The 14,556-nt window shown below is 64.0% G+C and carries 14 protein-coding genes; 9 read left to right on the top strand and 5 right to left on the bottom strand.

Annotated elements, in window-relative coordinates; translation table 11 throughout:
* The first annotated feature begins 3 nt into the window (after window positions 1-3).
* Window positions 4-744, top strand: coding sequence for a hypothetical protein (locus QUV21_RS00615; RefSeq protein WP_300852400.1), 741 nt, complete (start codon window positions 4-6; stop codon window positions 742-744).
* Window positions 745-902: 158 nt separating this feature from the next.
* Here QUV21_RS00615 and QUV21_RS00620 read toward each other — a convergent pair whose 3' ends face one another.
* Genes QUV21_RS00620 through ccmI form a run of 3 tightly spaced genes read right to left on the bottom strand, consistent with a single transcriptional unit; the run spans window position 903 to window position 2,874 of the window.
* A complete protein-coding gene (locus QUV21_RS00620; RefSeq protein ID WP_300852402.1) occupies window positions 903-1,133 on the bottom strand; it encodes a DUF1289 domain-containing protein in 231 nt (76 codons plus the stop codon).
* On the bottom strand, window positions 1,130-1,612 hold the full coding sequence (gene ruvX, locus QUV21_RS00625; RefSeq protein ID WP_300852403.1) for a Holliday junction resolvase RuvX: 483 nt from the start codon (window positions 1,610-1,612) through the stop codon (window positions 1,130-1,132). Before ruvX ends, QUV21_RS00620 begins: the two co-directional genes overlap by 4 nt.
* On the bottom strand, window positions 1,609-2,874 hold the full coding sequence (ccmI, locus tag QUV21_RS00630) for a c-type cytochrome biogenesis protein CcmI (RefSeq protein WP_300852405.1): 1,266 nt from the start codon (window positions 2,872-2,874) through the stop codon (window positions 1,609-1,611). Before ccmI ends, ruvX begins: the two co-directional genes overlap by 4 nt.
* 300 nt (window positions 2,875-3,174) lie before the next feature.
* Between ccmI and QUV21_RS00635 the strand changes: the two genes are divergently transcribed.
* The 5 genes from QUV21_RS00635 (at window position 3,175) to QUV21_RS00655 (ending at window position 9,121) form a co-directional block, all read left to right on the top strand.
* Window positions 3,175-4,422, top strand: coding sequence for a sarcosine oxidase subunit beta family protein (locus QUV21_RS00635; protein ID WP_300852407.1), 1,248 nt, complete (start codon window positions 3,175-3,177; stop codon window positions 4,420-4,422).
* Between the two features lie 52 nt (window positions 4,423-4,474).
* On the top strand, window positions 4,475-4,810 hold the full coding sequence (locus tag QUV21_RS00640; protein WP_300852409.1) for a sarcosine oxidase subunit delta: 336 nt from the start codon (window positions 4,475-4,477) through the stop codon (window positions 4,808-4,810).
* Window positions 4,807-7,812, top strand: coding sequence for a sarcosine oxidase subunit alpha family protein (locus tag QUV21_RS00645; protein ID WP_300852410.1), 3,006 nt, complete (start codon window positions 4,807-4,809; stop codon window positions 7,810-7,812). The genes QUV21_RS00640 and QUV21_RS00645 overlap by 4 nt, the downstream gene beginning before the upstream one ends.
* Window positions 7,805-8,353 carry a sarcosine oxidase subunit gamma family protein gene (locus QUV21_RS00650; protein ID WP_300852411.1) on the top strand — a complete coding sequence of 183 codons (549 nt, stop codon included), beginning with the start codon at window positions 7,805-7,807 and terminating at the stop codon, window positions 8,351-8,353. The genes QUV21_RS00645 and QUV21_RS00650 overlap by 8 nt, the downstream gene beginning before the upstream one ends.
* Window positions 8,354-8,518: 165 nt before the next feature.
* Complete coding sequence (locus tag QUV21_RS00655; RefSeq protein ID WP_300852413.1) at window positions 8,519-9,121, top strand: superoxide dismutase; 603 nt, start codon at window positions 8,519-8,521, stop codon at window positions 9,119-9,121.
* A gap of 63 nt (window positions 9,122-9,184) precedes the next feature.
* Here QUV21_RS00655 and QUV21_RS00660 read toward each other — a convergent pair whose 3' ends face one another.
* On the bottom strand, window positions 9,185-9,739 hold the full coding sequence (locus QUV21_RS00660) for a TIGR00730 family Rossman fold protein (RefSeq protein ID WP_300852415.1): 555 nt from the start codon (window positions 9,737-9,739) through the stop codon (window positions 9,185-9,187).
* Between the two features lie 98 nt (window positions 9,740-9,837).
* On the opposite strand from QUV21_RS00660, the gene QUV21_RS00665 reads away from it, so the two are divergent.
* Window positions 9,838-11,415 (top strand): LysM peptidoglycan-binding domain-containing protein, encoded by a 1,578-nt coding sequence (locus QUV21_RS00665; protein WP_300852417.1) that lies wholly within the window; start codon window positions 9,838-9,840, stop codon window positions 11,413-11,415.
* On the opposite strand, the gene QUV21_RS00670 is transcribed toward QUV21_RS00665, so the two are convergent.
* The gene (locus QUV21_RS00670) at window positions 11,370-11,750 is read right to left on the bottom strand and encodes a metalloregulator ArsR/SmtB family transcription factor (RefSeq protein ID WP_300852419.1); all 381 of its coding nucleotides are present in this window, start codon (window positions 11,748-11,750) and stop codon (window positions 11,370-11,372) included. The genes QUV21_RS00665 and QUV21_RS00670 overlap by 46 nt on opposite strands.
* Before the next feature lie 93 nt (window positions 11,751-11,843).
* Between QUV21_RS00670 and QUV21_RS00675 the strand changes: the two genes are divergently transcribed.
* Together QUV21_RS00675 and QUV21_RS00680 are read left to right on the top strand one after the other, a co-directional pair.
* Window positions 11,844-13,688, top strand: coding sequence for an ABC transporter ATP-binding protein/permease (locus QUV21_RS00675; protein WP_300852421.1), 1,845 nt, complete (start codon window positions 11,844-11,846; stop codon window positions 13,686-13,688).
* Window positions 13,689-13,869: 181 nt separating this feature from the next.
* Window positions 13,870-14,526: a hypothetical protein gene (locus QUV21_RS00680; RefSeq protein WP_300852424.1), complete on the top strand. Its 657-nt coding sequence runs from the start codon at window positions 13,870-13,872 to the stop codon at window positions 14,524-14,526.
* The last annotated feature ends 30 nt before the right edge of the window (window positions 14,527-14,556 follow it).

The following is a 14,556-nucleotide window of genomic DNA, read 5'->3' on the forward strand; positions in this document are numbered from 1 at the left end:
GCTTTGGCAAAGACCGGCTGGCAACGCATCCCCTCCCACCCGGCGATCCGCGACTGGGCCGATGCCGCCCGCACCGCGGCCTGTGCAACGCTCGCCTCCAGCACCGACCCATGGCGCTGCGGTGGCACATGGTTTGTCGGCGTCGATGCCCTGCCCAATGGCCCTGATGGCAGCATCGGGGCCACGCCCTTCCCCTGGTCCGCGCTGCCCCTGCACCCCGAACCCCTGCATCCGGCCCAGCTTTCGGTCATCCGCCCCGGCTATCCGCAACCCTCGCCGGACGAATCCGCCGCCGCCTTCGCCTTCCGCCGCGACCGCGACGCTGCCCATCTTGACGGCCTTCTGCCCATCGGCCCCGAAAAGGCCCGCATGGTAAAGGAGCCCCACGCCTGGATCCTTGGCCTGCCGCTGAACGACACCACCGCCTCCCCCCTCACGGTGTGGGAGGGCAGCCACCACAGCCTGCGCGCCGCCCTGACCGAGGCCCTCGCCCCGCATCCGCCGCACCGCTGGGGCGACATCGACCTGAGCGCCGCCTACCAGACCGCCCGCCGCCAGATCTTCGCCACCTGCCCACGGATCGAACTTGCCGCCCGCCCCGGCGAGGCGACACTTCTGCACCGTCTCACCCTGCACGGCGTCGCCGCATGGAAACCCGGTGACAGCGCCCCAGCCGAAGGCCGGATGATCGCCTACCTGCGCCCGCTTCTGCCGGACGTGGAGACCTGGCTCACCGCGCCCTGATCTGCTCTTTCTGGAAATACTCTGGGGGTTTGGGGGTGAACCCCCCATCGCGGAAGACAAGCGGCACCCCGCCAGTTGTCACCCAACCGCGCAGGCGACCTTCAAGGCCTGCGCCTGCAAAGGCGCTCAATTTGAAAAGGTTGGCAGGAAATCCGCGCTCAGCGCTCCAGCCGGGCCATCCGGCCACCGCGCCGCTTGGCAAGCGTTGGCGCGCGTCCGGGCAACTCGGCCATCACCGCCGCGCGTTCGGCATGGCCAAGCCGGGACCACTGGCTGATCTCGTCGATGGTGCGAAAGCAGCCGACACAGATCCGCGCCTCGGGATGGACGACGCACAGCTTCACGCAAGGGCTTGCGATCTCGTCGCGCTTCCAGACGTCGTCTTTCAATCGTCGATCTCCCGCCCGATATGCGCCAACCGGTCCAGCGCGCCTTGCAGGATATAGCCTGCCGCCACCTGATCGATCACCTCTTTCCGACGCTTGCGTGACGTATCCGCCTCCAGAAGTGCTCTTTCTGCCGCAACTGTCGACAAACGCTCATCCCAAAAGCTGATCGGCATGGCGGTCAGCTTTTCCAGATTGCGCGCAAAGGCCTGGGTCGCCTGCACCCTTGGGCCGGTCGATCCGTCCATGTTCAGGGGCAAGCCCAGTACAATCCCCACCGCCCCCCGCGCCTCCAGCAGCGCCAGCAGTCTTGCGGCATCAAGCGTGAACTTCTCGCGCCGGATCACCTCGACCGGGGTCGCCACGATGCGCCGCAGGTCCGAGACCGCAACCCCGATGGTCTTGTCCCCAAGGTCAAGTCCGGCAATCGCCCGGTTTGGGGGCAGGGCGGCGGCAAATTCGGTGATGTCGGGCAGGATCACGGCTTCAGCCCGCTTTCCACGGCGGCAAGCCGCAGAAAGCTCAACTCGGCGGGGCGCCCGGCAAAGCGCTCTTTCGCCTCGTCGTAGATCGTTTGCGCCTCGTCCAGCCGTTCCAGCACCGCCAGAGACCGGATCAGCCGGTTCCAGTCTTCGACATCGCCACCCTCGGTCGCCAGCCGGTCGGACAGTTGTGCCACCATGCCCTCGATCATCGCCTGCCGGTCTTCCGGTGCCATCTCGGCGGCGGCAGCCACATCCCCGGCCCCAGGCCCTGCACCGGGACTGGGGCGGGGTGTCAGGCCAAGCCCTTCGGGCAGCCGGTAGGAAACGCCTGCCAGCCCCGCCACGGCCTCGATCCGCTCGCGGATCGACACAACCCAGGGTGCTGCGGGATTGCCGTCTTCCAGAAGCGGGCGCCAGAAGCGGAAAGTCTGGTCGAACCGGCCACCTTGCAGGAACATCTCGCCCACCAGATAGCGCGCCACCTCGTTGGTGATGTCGAGCGTAAGGGCCGCGCGCAAGGAATCCTCTGCCTCGGGCGAGACATATCCCTGCGCTTCGGCCACCAGTGCAATCGCCCTGTTGGTATGGTCGGCCGAAGTCATCTGGTCGCCGACCACTTCGGCCAGCCGCCCCATGGTCAGGACCGCAGCCCGGATCTCTCCCGCGCCGAACCGAGCGGCAAAGTCGTCGCGCAAGCGGTCAGGGTCGGTTTCGTCGGCTAGGGCCGCCCGTAGCCCGGCATCTGCCGCAGCATCGGGACTGACGCCCAGCCGTGCCAGCTCATCGGCCTGGGTCGGGCGCGTGGCTATTGCGGCATCCAGCCCGGCAAGCCGCGCCTGAAGCGGCATGTCAGGGTAGCCGGGCGTGCCGATCCGCCAGTAGCCGTAGATCGACCCGGCCAGCACCAACGCCGCAAGGATGCCAACGACAGGCCAGGACAAGCGGACCGAGGCTACCTGACCGCCCGCCTGCACCGTCCCACCCGCCCGCGCGCGGTCCGCGTCCAGAACCCGCCGGCCCACTTCGTCACGCAGACGGGCCGCTTCGTCGGCGGTGATGGTTCCACGGGTCAGGTCGCGCTCGATCTCGGCAAGTTGGTCCTTGTAGATCGCCAGATCGGCCGCAGCCGCCAGTTCGACGTCGCGCCCGCGTCGCAAGGCGGTAACGAAAACGGCCATCACCACAGCCGACAGCGCCAACGCAACCGCCCAGAAACCTGCATTTGCCATCAATCGCTCGATCCCCGCCCAATCTGCCATGACCCCACCCAGTCAGTCACGGCCCCGATGTAGTTGTTTCCCCCCCCTCGCGGAAGGGGCATTCAGCCGCAGTCCCCGCACCCGCCCGCTGCACGTTCTGCCCATGAACGGCCCCGGATCAACCCTCGAACAGTCCAGCCCTATCCCGAATGACACCTGAGGCAGCAGCAGTCCTCCGACAGGTTGGCAAATGTCGCAAATTTCCCGATTGTGCCGCTGCCGTGTGCGGCTATAACCCGCAACCGTTCCAAGAGAAGGTTGCCGGACAACCGGCGCAGGCTTATCCGTGAAGAGGCCCCGATGAAGCGCTATTCGGTTTTCGCCATCGCCCGTGAGGCAGTCCGCTACCACATGGGCTGGGAACGCGCCTGGGCCTCGCCCGAGCCGAAGCCCGCCTATGACGTCATCATCGTCGGTGCGGGTGGGCATGGTCTGGCCACCGCCTATTACCTTGGCAAGAATTTCGGCATCACCAATGTCGCGATCATCGAAAAGGGCTGGCTTGGCGGTGGCAACACCGGTCGCAACACCACGATCATCCGGTCGAACTACCTGCAAGACCCCTCGGCCGCGATCTATGAAAAGTCGCGGTCCTTGTATGAAACCCTGTCGCAGGATCTGAACTACAACGTCATGTTCAGCCCCCGCGGTGTGATGATGCTGGCCCAGACCCATCATGAGGTGCGCGGCTACCTGCGCACCCAGCACGCCAACGCCCTGCAAGGGGTGGCGACCGAATTCATCACCCCCCAGCGGGTGAAGGAACTTTGCCCGATCCTGAACATCGACGGCCCCCGCTACCCCGTCCTTGGCGCGCTCTGGCAGGCCCGCGGCGGCACCGGGCGGCATGACGCCGTGGCCTGGGGCTACGCGCGCGCCTGTTCTGCGATGGGCATGCACATCATCCAGAACTGCGAAGTCAAAGGTGTGCGGTCCGAAAATGGCGCGGTCACCGGCGTTGACACCACCAAGGGTTTCATCGGCACGAAGAAGCTGGGGATGGTCGTCGCCGGCCACTCCGGCCAGCTTGCCGAAATGGCCGGCTTCCGCCTCCCGATCGAGGCCGTCGCGCTTCAGGCGCTGGTGTCCGAACCGATCAAGCCCTGCATGGATGTGGTCGTCATGGCCAACACCGTCCACGGCTACATGTCGCAATCCGACAAGGGTGAAATGGTGATCGGCGGCGGCACCGACGGCTTCAACAACTACACCCAGCGCGGGTCGTTCCACCACATCGAGGAAACCCTGCGCGCGCTGGTGGAAACCTTCCCGATCATCAGCCGCCTGAAAATGCTGCGCCAATGGGGCGGCATCGTCGACATGACCGGCGACCGCTCGCCCCTGATCTCCAAGACCCCGCTTGGCAACTGCTTCATCAACTGCGGCTGGGGTACCGGCGGCTTCAAGGCGATCCCCGGCTCGGGCTGGGCGATGGCCGAACTGATGGCCAAGGGCGAACCCGGGCCACTGGCCGCCGAATTCAACATGTGGCGCTTCAAGGAAGGCCGGTTCATCGACGAATCGGTGGCGGCAGGGGTGGCGCATTGATGCCGTCTCCACATCCCGCCCAGTCGGCCACGCAACGCAACGGAGCAACCTCATGCTGACCCTTGAATGCCCCTATTGCGGCGTGATGGCCGACGAGACCGAACTTTCCCCCGGCTATGAGGCGCATCTGAAGCGCTTCGGCCCCGGTGCCTCGCCCGAGGAATTCGAAGCCTACATGTTCGCCCGCAAGAACCCCAAGGGCGTGCATTTCGAACGCTGGCGCCACAGCTACGGCTGCGGCAAGTGGTTCCTTGCCGCCCGCTGCACCGCCACGCTGGAGGTGTTCGGAACCTACCCCGCGCAGGTCTCTGAACCCCCCGCCGACATCATCGCGAAAATTCAGGCGCGCCGACCCGATTGGCAGCCGGACTGGAAGGCCACGAAATGAGCACGCGTCTTGCCAAGGGCGGCCGTCTGATCGACCGGACCGCCGCAGTCGAAATTTCCTTCAACGGCAAGCGGATGAAGGGCTATCATGGCGACACGCTGGCTTCGGCCCTTCTGGCCAATGACCAGATGCTTGTCGGGCGCAGCTTCAAGTATCACCGCCCGCGCGGCATTGTTGCCTCGGGGCCGGAAGAGCCGAACGCCTTGGTGAACCTTGGGTCAGGCGCGCGGCTGGAGCCGAACCAGCGCACCACCATGACCGAGGTTTTCGACGGGTTGGAGGCCAGCAGCCAGAACCATTGGCCGTCGCTCGAATTCGATGTGGGCGTGGTGAACAACTACGTCTCGCGCTTCCTGCCGGCGGGGTTCTATTACAAGACCTTCATCCATCCGCGCCCGTTCTGGAAACATGTGTTCGAGCCGATCATCCGCCACTCGGCCGGGCTTGGCAAAGCCCCGACGACAGGTGACGCCGACCGCTACGAACAGGCCTATGCCTTTTGCGATGTGCTGGTTGTCGGCGCGGGTGTCGCGGGGCTTCTGGCTGCGCGTGCGGCGGCACAGGATGGCGCCCGCGTCATCCTGCTGGAACAGGCGCCGCAGCTTGGCGGCCGCAGCCCGGTGGACGAGACAACGGTGGAAGGCATATCCGTCGAAGACTGGCTCGCCAAGGCCGAAGCCGATCTTCGCGCGATGGACAATGTGACCATCCGCACCCGGACCACGGGGGCAGGGGTCTATGACCACGGCTATGTGCTGGCTGATGAGCGCGTTGCAGACCACACCCCCGGCGATGGCCGCCCCAAGCACCGGCTCTGGCGCATCCGGGCAGGCAAGATCATCACCGCGACCGGGGCGATCGAACGCCCGCTGTCCTTTGCCGGCAATGATCTTCCCGGCGTCATGCTGGCGGGGGCCGTGCGCGACTTTGTAGTGAACCATGCCGTGTCCCCGGGTGACCGGACCGTCGTCGTGACCAACAACGATTCCGCCTATCAGACCGCACTCGCGCTGAAAGCGGCGGGGCTGGAAGTGCCGGTGATCCTTGACGCCCGTGACACCGCCGATGGTGCCTTGCCCGAAGCCGCCCGCGCTGCGGGCATCCGTGTGCTGACCGGGCGCGCGATTGCAAAGGTAAAGGGCGGCAAGCGGGTGACCGGCGTTGCGGTCTGCGCGCAGGCCGGCGAAGGCGCGGTGCTGGAGGAAGTCAGCTGTGACGCCGTCGCCATGTCGGGCGGCTGGTCGCCCGTCGTCCACCTGTGGAGCCATTGTGGCGGCAAGCTTCTGTGGGATGAAACCATCTCGGCCTTCGTTCCCGATCCGGCCCGCCCACCGCTGAACCACGACGGCAGCGCCATGGTTTCGGTCGTGGGGGCGGCTGCTGGCCTGCTCGATCTTCCCGCCATTCTGGAGGCCGTTGCGTCAACCGGCATCTCTGCGCGCGTAGAGACGAAAGGAAGACGCAAGGAAGACGTGACAAAGACGGTGAAAACCAGCGTCGAAATCCCGCCGATCTGGGTCATGCCACAAGGCGCACCGATCACGCTGCGGTCAAAGATGTGGCTGGATTACCAGAACGACGTGAAGGTGTCTGACGTGCAGCTTGCCGCACGGGAAGGCTATCAATCGGTCGAACACACCAAGCGGTATACGACGCTTGGCATGGCGACGGATCAGGGAAAGCTCAGCAACATCAACGGACTCGGCGTTCTTGCTGACGCCTTGGGTCAAGAGATTCCCCAAGTCGGCACCACCACCTTCCGCCCGCCCTACACGCCTGTCACCCTTGGTGCGCTGGCCGGTGAATCGCGCGGTGAGATCTTCCAGCCGCTTCGGCGCACGCCGATGCATGAAAGCCATGAGCAATCAGGGGCTTACTTCGAACCCGTCGGCCTCTGGCGTCGCCCCTACTGCTTCCCCCGCGCGGGCGAAACCCACGAACAGGCGGTCCATCGTGAGGTTCTGAACACCCGGTCCAACCTTGGCCTGCTTGACGCCTCGACCCTTGGCAAGATCATCGTCAAAGGGCCGGATGCGGGCAAGTTCCTCGACATGATGTATACCGGCGTGATGAGCACACTACCGGTAGGCAGGTGCCGCTACGGCCTGATGTGCAACGAACAGGGTTTTCTGTCCGATGACGGCGTGGTCGCGCGGATCGACGAAGACACCTGGTTGTGCCACACAACATCTGGTGGTGCTGACCGTATCCATGCCTGGATGGAGGATTGGCTTCAGTGCGAATGGTGGGATTGGCAGGTCTACACCGCCAATGTCACCGAACAATACGCACAAGTCGCCGTGGTTGGCCCGAACGCAAGGAAACTGCTGCAAGTCCTTGGTGGGATGGATGTTTCCAAAGAGGCGCTGCCCTTCATGCAATGGGCCGACGGCACCCTTGGCGGCTTTCCCGTCCGGGCCTACCGGATCAGCTTCTCGGGCGAGCTCAGCTACGAAATCGCCGTCCCCGCCAGCCACGGCGCGGCCTTCTGGGAAGCGTGCATGGAGGCCGGAAAGGCTTTGGGCGCAATGCCTTACGGGACGGAATGTCTTCACATCATGCGTGCCGAGAAGGGCTTTATCATGATCGGGGACGAAACCGACGGCACGGTCATTCCGCAAGACCTTGGTCTTGATTGGGCGATTTCCAAGAAGAAGGCCGATTTCCTTGGCAAACGCGGTCAGGAACGCAGCTTCCTTGCCAGCCCGGAGCGCTGGAAACTGGTGGGATTTGAAACGCTTGACGGATCTGTCATCCCAGATGGCAGCTATATCGTCGCCGAAGGTGTGAACGGCAACGGCCAGCGCAACACCCAAGGGCGGGTCACCTCGACCTACTATTCCCCTACCCTGAAGCGCGGCATTGCCATGGGCCTTTTGCACCACGGCCCGCAGCGCATGGGCGAGGTGGTGGAGTTCAACACGGTCAGCGGCGGCACGGTCAAAGCGCGGGTGCGCGATGCGGTGTTCTATGACAAGGACGGGGAGAAGCAGAATGTCTGATCCGGTATCCGCACTGGGTGGCGTGGCTTTCAACGGCTTTGCCGAAGTCCGCGAAATTGGCCCCGTTGGCATGGTAGCTTTGCGCGCCAAGGATTTGAAGGTATTGGACAAGGCCATCAAGGCAGCTGTTGGCACCAAGGTGCCGGCTCAACGCCGGATCGAGGTTTCGGGTGACCGTGCCTGTGGCTGGATGAGCCCCGATGAATACCTACTGGTGATGCCTTACGCCGAGGTTCCAACGGCTCTGGCCGCGCTGGCCAAGGCCTTGGCGGGTGAACACCATCTGGCCGTTGATGTGTCCGACGCGCGGGCGGTGTTCCGCATCGAAGGCGACAAGGCCGCTGATGTCCTGAGCAAGCTGTCACCCACCGATCTGGACCGTCTTGCCCCGGGCGAGTTGCGGCGCAGCCGCACCGCTCAGGTTCCCGCAGCGTTCTGGCAGCAGGATGGCGGCTATACTCTGGTGTGCTTCCGGTCGGTTGCTGGCTATGTGATGGGTCTTCTCAGTCATTCGGCGACGCCGGGCAGCGAGCTCGGCTAAAAGCCAATTGCGGACGGACGGTGGCTTTCCGCGCCCGGCGGCTGCCGCAATCCTCATGGCATATCCTGCCATAAAGCTGGTCTGCGGCCGCGGCGGGGTTGACCTTCCCGCCGCGAGACCTCTTATTCCATGTGATCTCTTCAATACCTTGTTAGGAGCAAGCCAATGGCCTTCACCCTTCCCGATCTTCCCTATGCGCATGACGCACTGGCCTCTCTGGGCATGTCGAAAGAGACGCTGGAATACCACCACGACCTGCACCACAAGGCCTATGTCGACAATGGCAACAAGCTGATCGCCGGGACCGAGTGGGAAGCGAAGTCGCTGGAAGACATCGTTCGCGGCACCTATCAGTCCGGCGCCGTGGCGCAGAACGGCATCTTCAACAACGCGAGCCAGCACTGGAACCACAACCTTTTCTGGGAGGTGATGGGGCCGGGCGAAGACAAGAAGATGCCGGGCGCGCTCGAAAGTGCGCTGACCGAGGCCTTCGGGTCGGTCGCCAAGTTCAAGGAAGATTTCGCCGCCGCTGGTGCCGGTCAGTTCGGTTCGGGCTGGGCGTGGCTGGTGAAGGACAAGGACGGCAGCCTGAAGGTCACCAAGACCGAAAACGGCGTGAACCCTCTGTGCTTTGGCCAGACCGCGCTTCTGGGCTGCGACGTGTGGGAACACAGCTACTACATCGACTTCCGCAACAAGCGCCCGGCCTATCTGACCAACTTCCTGGAAAAGCTGGTCAACTGGGAAGCTGTTGCCGCCAAGCTGTAAGCCTCGGCCACAGCCACAAAGATAACGGAAAAAGGGCCGTCGCAGGCGATGCGGCGGCCTTTCCTATGGGGCCAGCCGTGCCAGAAGGGCGGCCTCCAGCCCCGCCACATCCGGTGCTACAGTGAAATGCCCGCGCAACGAGACATCGGCAAACCCTTCGGCGATCACATGGTCGATCAGCGCGAGCAGCGGTTGCCAGTAGCCATCGACATCCAGAAGGAAGATCGGTTTGCCATGCAGCCCGATCTGCGCCCAGGTCAGCACCTCGAAAAACTCGTCAAGTGACCCGGCCCCCCCCGGCAGCACCACCACTGCGTCCGAGTTCATGAACATCACTTTCTTGCGTTCATGCATGTCCTCGGTGATCACCAGCGTTGACAGGTCGCGCTTGCCTTTTTCCCGCGCAAGCAGATGCACGGGGATCACGCCCAGTGTCTTGGCCCCGGCCTGAATCGCCGCCCGCGCCACTTCGCCCATCAGTCCTACATCGCCTGCGCCATAGACCAGCCGCCAGCCATTGCTCGCTATGGTTGCGCCAAGGCTGCGGGCGGCCTCGGCATGGGCCGTGCGCCGCCCCGAACGCGAGCCACAGAAGACGCAGATGGACGAGTTGGTCATGTTTTGCCCCGAAAACGGTTGCTTTGCGTGCAGATATAAAGATTCCTGTCCACAAGGAAAGCCGCACGGGCGACAACCGCGCGGCAGGGGAGAAGTGGATGTCTGTCTGGAAGAGCTGGAACCCGGGGACGCGGGTTGTGATCGTCGGATTTGCTGGAATTGTCGCTGCCGGGCTGGGCTATCTGGGCTGGCAGGCGACCCGGCCCGCCGATGTGCCGCCGGTAGCCGAAACTGCCGTGGTGCCTGCCACTGAAACCGTGGAGCCTGGGGCTGAAGCCGTGGCGCCACCGACTGAAGTTGATGCCGGCAAAGCACCAGCCGATGTTGCCGAAACCGCGACAACCGAGGATGCGCCAGTCGAAGAAAGCGTTTCTGAGGTCGCCGAGGCAGCGCCGGAGGCGTCTTCTCTGGAATTGCCAAAGATTGACACCTGGCGTGTGGCACCGGATGGCGAGGCGGTTGTGGCGGGGCTTGCGGTCCCCGCAGCCCGGGTGGAGGTGCTGGTGGACGGAACTGCCGTTGCGTCCGGCGATGCCAGCCCATCGGGAGAATTCGCGATCCTGTTCACGTTGGCGCCGAATGACCAGCCAAGCTTGCTGTGGCTGGCGATGACGCCGCCCGGTGGCGAGGTGATCGTCTCGCCCGAAATGGTGGCACTGGCCCCGATCAAGGGGCCGGAACTGGCGCTGGCTGAGCCCTCCGCCGGGGCCATTGCGCCAGAGGAAGCGGAACCGGCAGCCCCGCCTGCCGCGCTTCTCCTTACCGAGTCTGGCGCGGTCGTCTTGCAGGACGATGCGCCGGTCGATCCGGCGATGATGGGCAATGTGATGATCGACACAATCGCCTATTCGCCCGAAGGTGCCGTGCAGGTTGGTGGTCGTGGTGCGGCAGGGGCGTCCTTGCGGCTTTATGTCGACAACGCCGAGAAGGCGACCGCGACGGTGCCACCTGACGGGCGTTGGCTGGCAACGCTGGGCGAAACGCCCCCGGGCATCTACACCCTGCGCGCGGACCAGTTGGACGATACGGGCAAGGTCATCTCTCGGTTCGAGACGCCGTTCAAACGCGAAACGCTGGAGGCGCTGGCGGCGGCCTCGGGGCAAGCACTTCCCACGTCAGAACCATCTGCCGAGGCGCAGCCAGAATCTGCGCAGGTATCCGATCCCGCAGCGCAGGTTGCGGACGCTGGGACCGAAACCGCTGGGACCGAAACCGCTGCAACCGAAGCTGAAGTTGCTGAAGCTGGGGCTGCTGGGGCCGAAGTTGCAGGCGAAGCCATCACATCCGAAACGCCGGTCGAGCCGACAGCAGAAGTCGCCGCCGAAATCCCCGATGCAGCGGCAACCGAAACCGCAATCGCAGAAGCGCCCGCAGCTGCCGAGACCGCTGTCGTCGAGACCGCTGCCGCCACAGATGCGCCAGAACCAATTGCGGCAGAACCCGCAGCCGGCGAATCGGCCGCTTTGGCTGAAACCTCTCCGACAGTGGCGCGTCCGGTGACGGTGACGGTCCAGCCCGGTTTCACGCTTTGGGGGATCGCACAGGAACGCTACGGCGACGGCGTCATGTATATTCAGGTCTTCGAGGCCAATCGCGACAAGATCAGGGATCCTGACCTGATCTATCCCGGTCAGGTCTTTTCGGTGCCAGAGGTTGGGGCGTCACCATCGCCTTGACTGCCATGCGAATGGCTTCTTCCATGGGCGCAGGCGGCCAGCACTTCGGGGTGGTCGCGGCAGCAATCGTTCAGCAGGTAGGAGATCGTCCGCCCAAGTCCGGAGGCATCAACGCTGTAGATCACGTTCCTCGCAACCTTGCGTGACCGCAAGAGACCCGCTTGCTCCAGTGCCGAAAGGTGGAACGACAGGCGCGGTGCGGCAAGGCCAAGGGCTTGCGCAATCTGACCGGCGGGCATACCTGCTTCGCCTTGGGGCATAAGCAAGCGGATCAGGTCCAGCCGCGTCTCATGCGCCAGGGCCGACAGGGCGGTGAGGACTTTACTTTGTTCCATCGTTCAACTATTCAAGAAGTCTTGAAATAAACCTAGCCTAATCAAAGCCGATCCGCAACGCCCGGAATGCGGTGGCTTTTCCGGGATGACATGATGCGCCGATCCACTGCTACTTCTGCCGATATCCCCGCAAATCCTGCGTCAGGGATATCCACCCTGCGTCGTGTTGCCCCCTACCTGTGGCCCGAAGGGCAACCTTGGGTAAAGCGGCGGGTGGTGCTGGCGCTTGTCTTTCTGCTTGCGGCCAAGCTGGTGTCGGTGACGACGCCGTGGATCTACAAGCTGGCGGTGGACAGGCTGTCAGGTGTCACTCCGGATGCGGGGATGATGCTTGGCCTTGGGGCGGCGGGGCTGGTGGTGGCTTACGGTCTGGCGCGACTGGGCGCGGTTGTGTTCGGCGAGTTGCGGGATGCGGTCTTTGTCCGGGTCGGCCAGCGCGCGATCCGGCGTCTGGCGATCGAGACCTTCACCCATATTCACCGGCTTTCCCTGCGCTATCACATCACGCGCAAGACGGGCGGCCTTAGCCGGATCATCGAACGCGGGGTCAAGGGCGTCGACTTCCTGTTGCGCTTCCTGTTGTTTTCCATCGGCCCCCTTATCCTTGAACTGACCATGGTCTCGGTCATCTTCGCGCTGGTCTTCGGCTGGGAATATGCCGCCGTCGTCATCGTCACCATCGCGCTTTATGTGGCCTTCACCTTCAAGGTCACCGAATGGCGGGTGAAGCTCCGGCGCGAGATGAACGATCAGGACACCGACGCCAACCAGAAGGCGATCGACAGTCTGTTGAATTTCGAAACCGTGAAGTATTTCAACGCCGAACTGCGCGAGGCGGACCGTTATGACGGTGCGATGCGGCAGTATGAAACGGCGGCGGTCAAGACCGGGCTTTCGCTCAGTTTCCTGAACATCGGGCAGTCGTTCCTGATCACCTCGGGCCTTGTCATCGTCATGGTGATGAGCGCCCTGGGCGTGCAGGCAGGCACCCTGACCGTGGGCGATTTCGTGATGGTCAACGCCTACATGATCCAGATCACCATGCCCTTGAACTTCCTTGGCACCGTCTACCGCGAAATCCGGCAGGCGCTGGTCGATATGGGCGAGATGTTCGGCCTTCTGGGCCAGCCCGCCGAAGTGACCGACGCGCCGGACGCCAAACCCCTTGCCGTGGCCGGGGGCGAGATCAGCTTTGACAACGTGCGCTTCAACTATGAGGCCGAGCGCGAGATCCTTAAAGGGATCAGCTTTCGCGTCGGGCCGGGGCAGCGGGTGGCGCTGGTCGGCACCTCCGGGTCTGGCAAATCCACCATCGGGCGGCTGTTGTTCCGGTTTTACGATGTCACCGAAGGCGCGATCCGAATTGACGGGCAGGATATCCGGGATGTGACGCAAAGCTCGTTGCATCAGGCAATCGGGGTGGTGCCGCAGGATACCGTGCTGTTCAACGACACGGTATATTACAACATCGCCTATGGCCGCGCCGGGGCCAGCCGTGAGGAGATCGAGGCAGCGGCGCGGGCGGCAAAGATCCATGACTTTGTGGCCAGCCTGCCGCAGGGCTATGACACGGTTGTCGGTGAACGCGGCCTGAAACTTTCGGGCGGCGAAAAGCAGCGGGTGGGCATTGCCCGGACCTTGCTGAAAGATCCTCCAATTCTGGTGCTGGACGAAGCGACAAGCGCGCTGGACACCCAGACGGAACGGTCGATCCAGGAATCCTTGCGCGACATGGGGCAGGGGCGCAGCGTGATCATGATCGCGCATCGGCTGTCCACCATTGCCGATGCCGACCAGATCATCGTGCTGGAAGAAGGCCGGATTGTCGAACAGGGCCGGCATGAAGAACTTCTGGCTCGCAAGGGTCGTTATGCCGCCATGTGGGAACGCCAGTCCGCCGAAGAAGAAGAGGCTGAACCCGCCGGGGAGGCGGCCTGACCCGCGCCTGCGCCAAGCCGAATGAAACGGCCCGGATAGCCAAGCTTCGCGAACCCGGTCGAAACGCGCCGGGAACTGCGCCTGACGCGGCTCTTGGGCCGGGCAGGGCTTGGCAACCTGCGGCCTTTGCCTGTAAGACAAGGAAAACCGAAGACAGAGGCAAGGCACAGGGGCCAGAGCGTTGAGCAATCCCGACAGTTTCATCGAAGAAGTCACCGAAGAGGTGCGCCGGGATCGGCTTTTTGGCCTGTTTCGCAAATATGGCTGGATCGGCGGTGTCGTCGTCGTAGCACTGGTCGGTGGTGCTGCCTGGAGCGAATGGTCGAAGTCGCGCGCCGAAGCACGGGCTCAGGGCTTTGGAGACGCGATCATCGATGCCCTCGATACCGGGACGCCGGAAGAACGCCGCGCGGCCTTGTCCGCGATCACGGCAGATGGCGAACAGACCGCGCTTTTGCAATTGATCCTTGCATCCGACCCCGATGAAGACCGGGCGGCGACCCTGGCGGCGCTTGATAGCGTGGCCGGGGATTCGCGGCTTCCGGTCAGCTACCGCGATCTGGCGGTGCTGCGCCGCGTGCTGGTTGGCGGCGCAGAAATGCCAATCGCGGACCGGCGCGCTGCGCTTCAGCCTGTCGCGGCAGCCGGGCGTCCCTACCGGACGCTTGCCGAAGAACAACTGGCCTACCTTCTGGTCGAGGAAGGCAAGACGGACGAAGCCATCTCCGCGATGATCAGGGTCATTCAGGATCAGGAATCATCGGGCCAGTTGCGCGCCCGGCTGGGCCAGATGGTCACGGCGCTGGGCGGCTCGCTGTCTGACAGTTCGTCGGGTTGAGGCGTGGATATGGCGCAAGGGAAAGGCTTC

This window comes from Tabrizicola sp. (genome assembly GCF_030373185.1).
Lineage (GTDB): Bacteria > Pseudomonadota > Alphaproteobacteria > Rhodobacterales > Rhodobacteraceae > Tabrizicola.